The organism is Puia sp. (assembly GCF_036500295.1).
Taxonomy (GTDB): Bacteria; Bacteroidota; Bacteroidia; order Chitinophagales; family Chitinophagaceae; genus Puia.
This window is the reverse complement of record NZ_DASYCH010000124.1, coordinates 1-10,511: the sequence shown is the minus strand read 5'-3', so window position 1 is coordinate 10,511 and position 10,511 is coordinate 1. Positions and strand designations below refer to the sequence as shown.

Below are 10,511 nucleotides of genomic sequence, written 5' to 3'. Positions count from 1 at the left end.
TTCTTTCCCTGAAACCGTCGCATCGGCAAAAACCCCGGCAAACGAAACCGGCGGAACATACACAAGATCCACATATCGATACAACCCGCCGTAAATAGAAAAATCCGACATAGAAGAAGGTATCCGTTGGACATCCCGGCTATTATCGGTCCGTACCTCCACCGGGATCCTTCCCCCAAACCGCCGCACACAGGCGGTATCCCGTCCACAGGCAGCCACGGCATCGGTGATATCCACCGTCCACTCGTCGTATCCGCCCACATGACTTCCTACCTTCGTCGTATATACATACACCTCCGTCGACTGCCCCGCCCCTTCAAAATGCAGGAGCACCCTCCCGTCCGGATAGGGGTTCTTCACCGCCAGCATCGTCCGGTACCAGGCCGGCCCCTGGTAATAGTTCCCATCCGGGTCCACGCCGTCGCGCGCATTCACACAATGCGGCAACCGCACCGCCTGCCAGACCGGAACGCTTTCCGGCCCTCCGGTGGCCCCGCCTGGCACCGGTCGCACGGCCTCCCAGACTCCGCCGATGTCCTGCCGGATAAACTCCCAATTGTCGATCAAGCGAGTGGATTCTTGCCCCCGGGCGCCGCCAACGGCCGCGCAAAAAAACAGGGCTGCGGTACAAATCTTGCGGAAATACATCACGGCGCAATAAAAGCAATTTCACCCAACCTTTACTCCCCTTTATTGGCAATCCGATAAATATTCCTGGCCTGTTTCCTCGATTACCCAACTACTCCCCAATCTTAACATTCTCCGTTGTACACCCGGCCAATCCCCTATTTTTATCCTACAAATAACGATCGCCATGCCTACACGCATCCTCCTTTGCTTACTACTGGCTTTTGCCACCACGACACAAGCGCAGTTACCCCCACCCGGGGACACCACGACCCCCTATATCCTCACGCCCGCAGCCGGACCCATCCCCCGTATCAACAGTCCCAGGATCTTCGGCGTACACCCTGATCACCCCATCCTCTTTACCATCCCCGCCACCGGCACCCGGCCGATGATCTTCACCGCCGACAAGCTCCCCGCCGGGGTAAAACTCGACAAGACCACCGGCCGCCTCAGCGGCGCCGTCACCACACCCGGCGAATACGCCATCACCCTTCACGCGAAAAACAAAGCCGGCCAGGCCACCGAAAAATTCAAACTCATCGTCGGCGAGAAGATCGCGCTTACCCCGCCCATGGGATGGAACAGCTGGAACATCTACGCCAGCAAGATCACCCAGGAACTTGTTGCCGCCAACGCGAAAGCCATGGTGACAAGCGGGTTGATCAACCATGGCTGGACCTATATGAATATCGATGACTGCTGGCAGGGCGCCCGCGGCGGCGCTTACCACGGCATCCTCCCCGACTCCACCATCTTCCCCGATATCAGCGCCCTTTGCAAACAGGTTCATGGGCTCGGCCTGAAGATCGGCATCTACTCCACTCCCTGGGTCGAGACCTATGGTCATCATATCGGCGGCTCGGCCACCAATGCGGAAGGCCTTTTCGAGCGAACGAAAGACAATATCCCCCGCAACAAAAAACAACTGCCGTACGCCATGGGCCCCTATTCCTTTCTCGCCAATGACGTCCGGCAGTTTGCCGCCTGGGGGATCGACTATCTTAAATATGATTGGAACCCGATCGAGCTGCCCGAGACCAGGGCGATGTATGAAGCCCTCCGCAACAGCGGCCGCGACGTCGTCTTCAGCCTCTCCAACAGCGCGCCTTTCGCCGGCGCCGCCGACTGGGCGCAGTGGTCCAACTGCTGGCGTACCGGCGGGGATATCCGCGACAACTGGAAGAGCCTTAAAAGCCGGCTCTTCACCCAGGATAAATGGGCGCCTTATGGCGGTCCCGGTCACTGGAACGACCCGGATATGATGATCGTCGGCTGGGTCGGCTGGGGGAAGGGGCCAAGACCGACGATGCTGACTCCCGATGAGCAATATACGCATGTCAGCGCCTGGTGTCTTATGTCCGTTCCGCTCTTGCTCGGGAACGATCTGACGAAGCTGGATGCCTTTACGACCAGCCTCCTCACCAACGACGAAGTCCTCGCGCTCAACCAGGACCCCCTTGGCAAACAGGCCACCGTCATTTCCCTTCAGGGCGAGGCGGGCGTCATGGCAAAAGACCTCGGGGACGGCAGCAAGGCCGTGGGTCTCTTCTATCCCGGCGACAGCACCACAACACAACGCGTCACCGTCCGCTGGTCCGATCTCGGCATCACCGGTCCGCATATCGTTCGCGACCTCTGGCGACAAAAAGACCTCGGCGTCTTCGATACCGAATTCAGCGCCGATGTCCGCCGTCATGGCGTGATCTTACTAAAAATAACCCCCCGTTAGAGGGGGGGTACTTTTACCGTAGGGCGACGGTCTTCGCAGGAACAGCGGGAGGCGGCGCCTTTACGGCGACCGTCTGCGCATGTTGGTGATGGATCGCGGCCATCATCTTCTGCAACGGGCAAAAATGTGCATGGTGCATGACGACACCCGCACCGAGGAGCGACACGACGCCGATGAGGGCAAACTTGGTACTCATACTCTTCTTTTTTAGGTCAACAAATAAGAATACTATCGGCACGAAAATACCTGCCCGCACCCATGCCGGCAACGACAACCTGCCCAACTGCTCAAAATGGCCCGGGAAATGACCGGTCGCGGTCCTCAAATGTCCGCCAGCCAGCCCAAAAAAGCGTTCACCTTCACCCGCCCCACCGTGATCTTCTCGCCGAAGGGAATAGAGAGGTTCAGAAGCAGCTTGCGCCCGAAATACTGCGACACATCTTTTATCGCCGCCCGGTTCACGAGGAACTGCCGGTTCGCCCGGTAAAATCGCGAACCTGTCAGTCCTTCCAGCTCTTCCAATGATTTGTTCACGATATACCCCTTGCCATCGAATCCCATTAACCGGACGAGCTCTTTTTCCAGGTAGAACAAGGCGATGGCTTCCAGCTTCACCGGCAGGATCTTCTCTTTATAATATACTAATATCGACCCCGCCACGGAGGGGGTATTCGCCACGGCTCCGGCACTCGCACTCGTCCCGCGCAACGCCTTGTACCGGGCTATCGCGGCGCCCACCGTCTTCTCATCAAAAGGCTTCAGAATATAATCGATGCCGGCCGCGCGAAACGCCTCCAGCGCATAGGCATCATAGGCTGTACAAAAGATCACCGGCACCAGCTGCATCAGCCGCTCAAAGACGGCAAAACTCTTTCCATCTCCCAGTTGAATATCGCTGAAGATGAGATCAGGCGGGGCATGCCGGTCGAAATACGCCCGCGCCCCCGCCACCGACGCCAGACTGGCCACGATCTCCGCGGCCGGCTCTGCGGCCAAGATACAGGCCGCCAGGTCCTTCGCCGTCAAAGGCTCATCTTCGATGATCACGATCCTCATAACACCGGTATTTCGACTGAAAATTCGGTTTCGGTCTTTATCACCACGATCTCCCCGCCGCCGAGCATTCGATATCGTTCGCGCAGATTTGCCAGCCCCGTCCCCTCTCCGCCGGCATCTTCCCGCAACTGCAAATTATTGGTCACGCGTATGGACCGATCGTCGGCCTTCAGCCATATCCGAAGCGGCTGTTCTCTCGTCAGTACATTGTGTTTGATCGCATTCTCGATCAAGCCCTGCAGGGCGAAAACGGGCAAGGCCCCTTTGACCGGCACTTCCACCGAGAAGCGCAGCGCGTCCCCAAACCGAATCCGTTGCAGTTCCAGGTAATCCATACACAAGGCCACCTCCTCCTCCACGCTTACCAGTGTTGCCGCATGCGACGCCATCGAACTCCGCAAAAAGCCCGACAATTTCAACACATAGGCTTCCGCATCCACCGGGGAATGCCGGATCAGCGACTTCAGGGTGCTTAGCGAATTGAAAAGAAAATGGGGCTGGACCTGCTGCTTCAACTGCAGATTCACCGCTTCCATGTTCCGCATCCGTAGCTGTGCATTCTCCAGTTCGACGGCGGCCTTGCGCTCCCGGACCACCACGAGGTCCTGGATGATCAGCAACACCGTATCCACCGCAAAGAAGAGGATAACATGAAAATAAAAACCCGTGGTCATGGACCCAAACCCGCCGGTCCGCGGAAACGCCAGCCCATGAAACATCCCCACTGCCAGGAGCATACTGAGCAGAAAACTGAACACATACCGCACCCATCGTCTGCGGCGGAAAAAAAGGAACAGGCCGATATTCACTGCCCACATCGCGATCGACATCAGCGTCGTGAACAACAGTGCCCCGGGAAATTCATGGAAGGGGGCCTTCGTCATAATGAACACCGGGGTCGTCGTCAATACACTGACGGCCAGAGAAGAATAAAGCGCCACCGCAACCTGCTTCTTTATTTCGGGTGACATCGCCATAGAACATAAAATAAAGCATTTTAATTCACTCCCTGCAACTTTACCTCCGCCTGCGCCGGTAAAAGCCCATCACCGGTTGCGGAAAAAACACCGTTCCCACCCGGGTTAACCGTTGCACGTACGATCACCTGGCAGTGGCCATTGAATAAGTGACGCTGCCAGCCATCGCCCGACACCTGGTCCGGCTCATGGCTGCTGGGATCGCCATTCCCGACTCCGATGATGGCGCCGCCGCCGCGCATCGTGAAATGCAGGATATTCTGCGCATCGGGCACCTCTCGGCCCTGCTTATCGACCACACTGCAATTATATACTATCGCATCCTCGCCATCCGCCGTCAGCGAATTCTTCGAGGGCGTCACGACGATCCGGTAGGGCTCCCCCGTCGTCTCCACCATCGCCGTTATCTTCCTTCCCTTCTTGTAGGCCACCGCTTCCAGCTTCCCCGGCGCATAGTTCACCATCCACTCCAGATGACCGTTGCGCGGCATCTCTTTCTTCCCGAGAGCTTTTCCGTTCAGAAACAGCTCCACATTGTCGGCATTGCTGTTCACCCAAACGGCCATGGGCTTCCCCTCTTCTTTGCCGCTGCGATTCCAGTTTGGCGCGATATGCAGTACGTCCTTATCCGTCCACCAACTCTGGTAGTAGTAATATACCGTCTTTGGGAAGCCGCACATATCCATGATCCCAAAATGCGAATTGATATCCGGCCACCGAAAAGGTGTCGGCTCGCCGCGGTAATCAAATCCCGTCCAGGCAAACCCACCCATAAACCATTCCCGGTCGGCGGCGATCCGCCACCAATACTCGGCCGTGCTCGCCCATGGCGGCGCTACGCTGTCATAGTCCGGCACATAGGCGTTGACGGTATCCTTTATATAAATGCCGCGTGTCGATACCGTACTCGCCACCTCCGTACCCATGATCGGTTGATGGGGATGGTCCCGGCGATATCCATCCAGACCGCCGAGGTTATAGTTGAATCCGCGCACCGGGATCACTTCGTTGACCCCATGGAATACGTTGCCGACGTTTGCCGCATAGGTACAGGTGCGCGTGGGGTCCAGTTCCTGCTGGCGCAGGATCTGATGTTGCGCGATCAACTTACCGGTATTCGAGGTCTGGATCATCCATTCTTCGTTGCCGATGCTCCACATAAATATCGAAGGATGGTTCCGGTCCCGCAGCAGCTGCTGTTCGAAATCCGCCCCATATTCCGCCCCGCTGTTGAGCAGTCTCGTCTCGTCCAGCACCAGCATGCCGAGACTATCACAGGCGTCAAGGAGTTCGGGAGTGGGTGCATTATGGCTGCTGCGATAGGCGTTGACCCCCATTTCCTTCAACAGGCCGATCCGGTAATATTGCAGGTAATCCGGCAGCGCACTTCCGACACCCGCGTGGTCCTGGTGACAGCAGACGCCATGAATTTTCACCGGCACGCCGTTCAATAAAAGCCCTTTATCGGCATCGACGGTCACCGTACGGATGCCGAACCGCACATTGACGCTGTCCATCGTCCGGCCCTCGCTTCGCAACAGTACGATCGCCCGGTATAAATAAGGATTGTCCAATGTCCAAAGGACGGGCTGGCTGACATTCAACACCATTCCGGCTCCCCCCGCATTCCCTTCTCCCCGCGCCACTACCGCGCCTTTGCGGTCGACGATATAGGCGGATACAGTCGCCGGTCCCGCTACGCCTTCGCCACGTTCGACCTTGGTTTCGATGGTCACCTGGCCGTCATGCGTATGTACAAACACCCCGCCGTTCAGCGCCAGGTGCATATTGTTCACCACGTTCATCCACGCATGCCGGTAGATCCCCGCCCCCTCATAGAACCAGCCCTCGTACTGGCTGGCATCCACCCGTACGACGATGACGTTCTTCGCGTTAAACCGCAGGAAGTCGGTGATATCATAGGACGATCCGCTATACCCGCTGAAATGGCCGCCGAGATAACAGTTGTTGATCCATACTTTGCTATCCCGGAAGATTCCATCAAACTGCAGGACAAACCGCTTCCCCGAGTCCTTGCGGTCCGGTATGAATGCCTTCCGGTACCAGCCGATGCTGTTCTCGGGAAACAAAGCCCCCACCGCATGATACCCGTGCGAATCCACATCGCCATTCCGCACATGCTCAAACGATAGTCCCACCGCCCAGTCATGCGGCAGAGCCACATTCGCCCAGTCCCGGTCGTCAAAGTCCAGCTTGATCGCCGTGTTGGCGGCGTCCCCCGTCTTGGCGAGGATATTGCCGATCGAATAATTAAAGTCCCGGTGCGGGTCGGCCGCATTGCCCAAATGGAATTTCCAGCCCTCGTCAAAATTCTGCCGTTGGCGTTCCTGTGCAAAAACACCCAGCGGCAACAGGGCCGCAATCAATAATAACTTATTTAGCATCGGTTGAATGGATTTTAATAACATAGACATATTCGCTTTTGATCTTGTTCGGGTCGTATGCCGGCAGCGTGATCTCCACATCTTTTCCGACAGCCTTCCACTTCAACGCTTCCTTTGTCTCCAGCAACTCCATCTTCGTCCCCGCCGGCAGCGCCAGGTCATGGACGGTAAAGGTCGACTGCCAACGCGGCAACAAAACATAGAGGTCCTTTCTCGCCGGATTATAGGTAAAGAAACACTCCTTTACCGCGTACCCCGGGTCGGGATCGACCGTCAGTTTCAACAGCAAGTCGCCACCGCCATTCTTCGGCTTGTAATCTGTCTTCCCCGGTCCCCATTGCGAAGGTGTCTTCCACCGGACCGAACCATAGATGGCTTCGCTGTTAACCTGCATCCACCGGCCGATCTCCTGCAGCCGCTCTTCCATGATCGGCGGGATCTTCCCATGCTCATCCGGCCCGATATCCAGCAGGAAATTGCCGCCCCGGCTCACCTTATCGATCAACTGCAGCACCAGCGACCTCGCCGAATTATAATCCCAGGCGTCCTCGGCCCGGTTATAGCCATAGGAGAAACCCATGCCGCGGTTCTCCTCGAAGTAATGGTCTTTGAAATCCATATCCGGCTGGTATTCTGGCGTGTATACGGCGCCGTGATGAAACCGGACGGCCTTACCCCACCGGTCGAAGGTCACCACCCGGTCCTTTACGGGGCTCGAATTATAAAGCCAGGCGAGAAACTCCCGCGACTGGAAAAGCGTGTCGCTCTCCTCCCAGTCCCCGTCCGTCCAGAACACATCGGGACGGTAGGTATCGATCAGCTCATGCATCTGCGGTAGCATATAGTCTTTGACATAACGCGGCTTGTCTTTCAGCCAGATCGGGTTATACCATTCGTAAAGCGAATAATACATCCCCGGGTGGACCGAGGTCTTGCGGATCGCGGCGAAAAGATCTCCCAGCAGGTCCCGGTGCGGTCCCGTCACCGCAGCATTCCAGGGCATCGTCCAGGCCTTCGCCGTGGCTGTGCTGGGCCAGTTGGCAAACCCGTCGTGGTGTTTCGATGTCAGCACGACATACTTTGCGCCCGAACCTTCGATCAGCTTCGCCCATTCCGCCGGGTCAAACAGCTCCGCCTTGAAGTCATCGGCCAGCTGATAATAGGTCCTCTCGCCAAACTTTGCCTTGTGATACCGGATGACCGCCGTGTCGTGGTTGTTCAGCTGATGCTGATACCATTCCGCATATTGTCCCTTGCGGGTAAACCCCGGCACGGAATAGACACCCCAGTGGATAAAGATGCCGAATTTGGCATCCCGGTACCACTGCGGCACCGGCCGCTTATCCAGTGATTCCCAATTGGGTTGATAGGTCTGGGCAGCAAGTCCCGCCACGGAAAAGAGGAAGCAGGCAAGCAGGAGAAGTCGTCTCATGGAGGAGTTGTTTCCACCGAAATTAGCCGAAAAAAATTACCTATCTTCAAATTGCAAATAATTTGCAATAACCAAACTTGCACTGCTTGAAACGCACCATTAACCTTTCCCGCCTCCTGGCGCTCGTCTTTGCGGCCTTTCTGACCCAATGCAACTCCGCCAAAGAATCCGGTCAACCCCTGCCGCTTCCGCCGGGGGACAAGGGCAATGCCGGCCTCATCCTGCCCGGGGGCTTTGAAGCAGTAACGGTCGTTGACAGCATCGGCCGCGCCCGCCATCTTGCCGTTAACCACAACGGCGATATCTATGTAAAGCTCACGTATAACGAGGCGATGCACGGCAAAGGCGGCACCGTCGCCATCCGTGATGAGAACAATGACGGGAAGGCGGATATCATCAGCTATTTCGGCGCCAACAAGGACGAAGGCGGGCTGCCCGCGGGAATGTCCATCTATGACGGTTACCTGTATACGTCTACCGTAAAATATGTCATCCGCAATAAACTTGTCGACGGCCAGCTGCTGCCCGATCCCCGGACCGACACCATCTTCATCGACGAGGACTCCGGCCTTTTCCGCCACTGGCACAGCCAGAAACCTCTGGCTTTCGACAATGCCGGTCATCTGTATATCCCGTTCGGCGCCCCCGATGACGGCGGTCAGGATCTGCGAACGGTCGGCCCGGCCGGCATGCCCGGCGGCAAAGGCCTCGACCCCTCTCCCGATCTCGAATGGCACGCCGGCATCTGGCAGTTCGACGCCGCAAAATCCGGCCAGACCCAAAAAGACGGCATCAAATATGCCACCGGATTACGCAGTGTCCTCGGCCTCAGCTGGAATCCCGACGACAACACCCTCTATTCGGTGGTCAACGGCATGGATAACTTCCACACCCGCTATCCCAACCTCTTTACCGACTGGCAGGCTGCGGTCCTCCCCGGCGAGACCTTCGTGAAAGTCACGAAAGGGTCCGACTATGGCTGGCCTTATGCGTATTACGACCCAATGCAGGGAAAGAACCTGCTCCAGCCCGCCTATGGCGGCGACGGGAAGATCGTCGGCCGGGCCGAAAAATTCGACAAACCCCTCATGGGCTTCCCCGGTCACTGGGCGCCGATGGACCTGCTCTTCTATCAGGGCGATCAGTTTCCCGCCCATTATAAAAAAGGGGCCTTCATCGCCTTTCATGGGTCAACCGATCGCTCCCCGTTTCCACAGGCCGGCTATATCGTGTGTTTTGTTCCCTTTGAGAAAGGGAAGCCCACGAGCAAATGGGAGCTCTTCGCCGATGGCTTCACCGGCGTCGACACGGTAGTCAATACCAGCGATGCCGTCTTTCGGCCGATGGGTCTTGCGGAAGGCCCCGATGGCTCCCTTTATATCTGCGAGTCCAACAAGGGCCGTATCTGGCGGGTCATGTACAAAGGCGATCGCAGCAAATTTGGCGATGCCGATCTCGCCACCATGGAAACCCGCGCAGCCACCCGCACTTACATCAGGACGCCCGATGAGAAAACCGACAATTTGGGTAAAGGCGGCGAAATGGCCGGGCATATCCTCTATGGTTCCTATTGTGTCAGCTGTCATCAGCGTAACGGCAAAGGCGACAACAGCCGCTATCCGCCGCTTGTCGGCTCCGACTGGGTCACCGGGCCGCACGACCGGCTGATCAAGGTCCTGCTCCACGGATTACAGGGGGAGATAAAGGTCAACGGCAAGACCTTTAACGGGGTCATGCCCGCGCACGGCCCGTTCCTCGACGATCATGCCATCGCATCGATCCTCACGTATGTAAAAAGAAGTTTTAACAAGGACAGCACGCCGATCCTTTCGGAGGAGGTGACGAAGGTGCGGAACACCACTAGTCACAACAAATGACGGCCCATTATATGAGATAAAGAAACATCTCAAAACCTGATCTTCGCCGGCAAATACTTCGCGACGAGCTCCTCATAGTAAGGCTTCAGCTCCGTCCAGTTCGGCGGCGTGGGATTCTTTGAATAAAGATCGTAGGGATTGAACAGGTTTACCCATTTGAACATCTCGCGGTCATGATCATCCATCAGGTGATCATAGCCATGTTCGCGGTGCTGCGAATAAAAGGAGTGGTAGCGCAGCATATACAATGCGGGTTCCGGCAGGTAATCCTTCATCATCTGATAGACATATTCGTCATGCCCCCAGGAGAGATGGACATTGCGCAATCCGCAATTGGGGCTATAGACCCCGTATTTCGTTTGATATTGTTCGTTATCCTTATCGGGATTCAACTGAAAGTATTCG

General features: G+C 56.7%; 9 protein-coding genes. 2 read left to right on the top strand and 7 right to left on the bottom strand.

All coding sequences use genetic code 11. From position 1 onward, the window contains the following. On the bottom strand, positions 1–567 hold a 567-nt coding region (locus tag VGM48_RS22795; protein ID WP_331582859.1), incomplete at its 3' end, for a sugar-binding domain-containing protein. A 247-nt stretch (positions 568–814) separates the two neighbouring features. Here VGM48_RS22795 and VGM48_RS22790 point away from each other — a divergent pair. Beyond that, on the top strand, positions 815–2,359 hold the full coding sequence (locus VGM48_RS22790; RefSeq protein ID WP_331582856.1) for a putative Ig domain-containing protein: 1,545 nt from the start codon (positions 815–817) through the stop codon (positions 2,357–2,359). A gap of 13 nt (positions 2,360–2,372) precedes the next feature. Here VGM48_RS22790 and VGM48_RS22785 read toward each other — a convergent pair whose 3' ends face one another. From VGM48_RS22785 to VGM48_RS22765, 5 genes are all read right to left on the bottom strand, one after another. After that, on the bottom strand, positions 2,373–2,555 hold the full coding sequence (locus VGM48_RS22785) for a hypothetical protein (protein ID WP_331582854.1): 183 nt from the start codon (positions 2,553–2,555) through the stop codon (positions 2,373–2,375). A gap of 125 nt (positions 2,556–2,680) precedes the next feature. Beyond that, positions 2,681–3,415 carry a LytTR family DNA-binding domain-containing protein gene (locus VGM48_RS22780; RefSeq protein WP_331582851.1) on the bottom strand — a complete coding sequence of 245 codons (735 nt, stop codon included), beginning with the start codon at positions 3,413–3,415 and terminating at the stop codon, positions 2,681–2,683. Continuing rightward, positions 3,412–4,392 (bottom strand): sensor histidine kinase, encoded by a 981-nt coding sequence (locus tag VGM48_RS22775; RefSeq protein ID WP_331582849.1) that lies wholly within the window; start codon positions 4,390–4,392, stop codon positions 3,412–3,414. Before VGM48_RS22775 ends, VGM48_RS22780 begins: the two co-directional genes overlap by 4 nt. A gap of 20 nt (positions 4,393–4,412) precedes the next feature. Next, complete coding sequence (galA, locus tag VGM48_RS22770) at positions 4,413–6,797, bottom strand: beta-galactosidase GalA (RefSeq protein ID WP_331582847.1); 2,385 nt, start codon at positions 6,795–6,797, stop codon at positions 4,413–4,415. Continuing rightward, on the bottom strand, positions 6,787–8,229 hold the full coding sequence (locus VGM48_RS22765; RefSeq protein WP_331582845.1) for an alpha-L-fucosidase: 1,443 nt from the start codon (positions 8,227–8,229) through the stop codon (positions 6,787–6,789). The genes galA and VGM48_RS22765 overlap by 11 nt, the downstream gene beginning before the upstream one ends. Before the next feature lie 86 nt (positions 8,230–8,315). Between VGM48_RS22765 and VGM48_RS22760 the strand changes: the two genes are divergently transcribed. After that, positions 8,316–10,106: a c-type cytochrome gene (locus VGM48_RS22760; protein WP_331582843.1), complete on the top strand. Its 1,791-nt coding sequence runs from the start codon at positions 8,316–8,318 to the stop codon at positions 10,104–10,106. 29 nt (positions 10,107–10,135) lie between these two features. On the opposite strand, the gene VGM48_RS22755 is transcribed toward VGM48_RS22760, so the two are convergent. Continuing rightward, a partial coding sequence (locus VGM48_RS22755; protein ID WP_331582841.1) for an inositol oxygenase family protein occupies positions 10,136–10,511 on the bottom strand: 376 nt, incomplete at its 5' end.

Bases quoted from the DNA above. Each gene is read 5' to 3' on its own strand.
- VGM48_RS22790 (WP_331582856.1), top strand. From the start codon at position 815: ATGCCTACACGCATCCTCCTTTGCTTACTACTGGCTTTTGCCACCACG.
- VGM48_RS22785 (WP_331582854.1), bottom strand. From the start codon at position 2,555: ATGAGTACCAAGTTTGCCCTCATCGGCGTCGTGTCGCTCCTCGGTGCG.
- VGM48_RS22780 (WP_331582851.1), bottom strand. From the start codon at position 3,415: ATGAGGATCGTGATCATCGAAGATGAGCCTTTGACGGCGAAGGACCTG.
- VGM48_RS22775 (WP_331582849.1), bottom strand. From the start codon at position 4,392: ATGGCGATGTCACCCGAAATAAAGAAGCAGGTTGCGGTGGCGCTTTAT.
- galA (WP_331582847.1), bottom strand. From the start codon at position 6,797: ATGCTAAATAAGTTATTATTGATTGCGGCCCTGTTGCCGCTGGGTGTT.
- VGM48_RS22765 (WP_331582845.1), bottom strand. From the start codon at position 8,229: ATGAGACGACTTCTCCTGCTTGCCTGCTTCCTCTTTTCCGTGGCGGGA.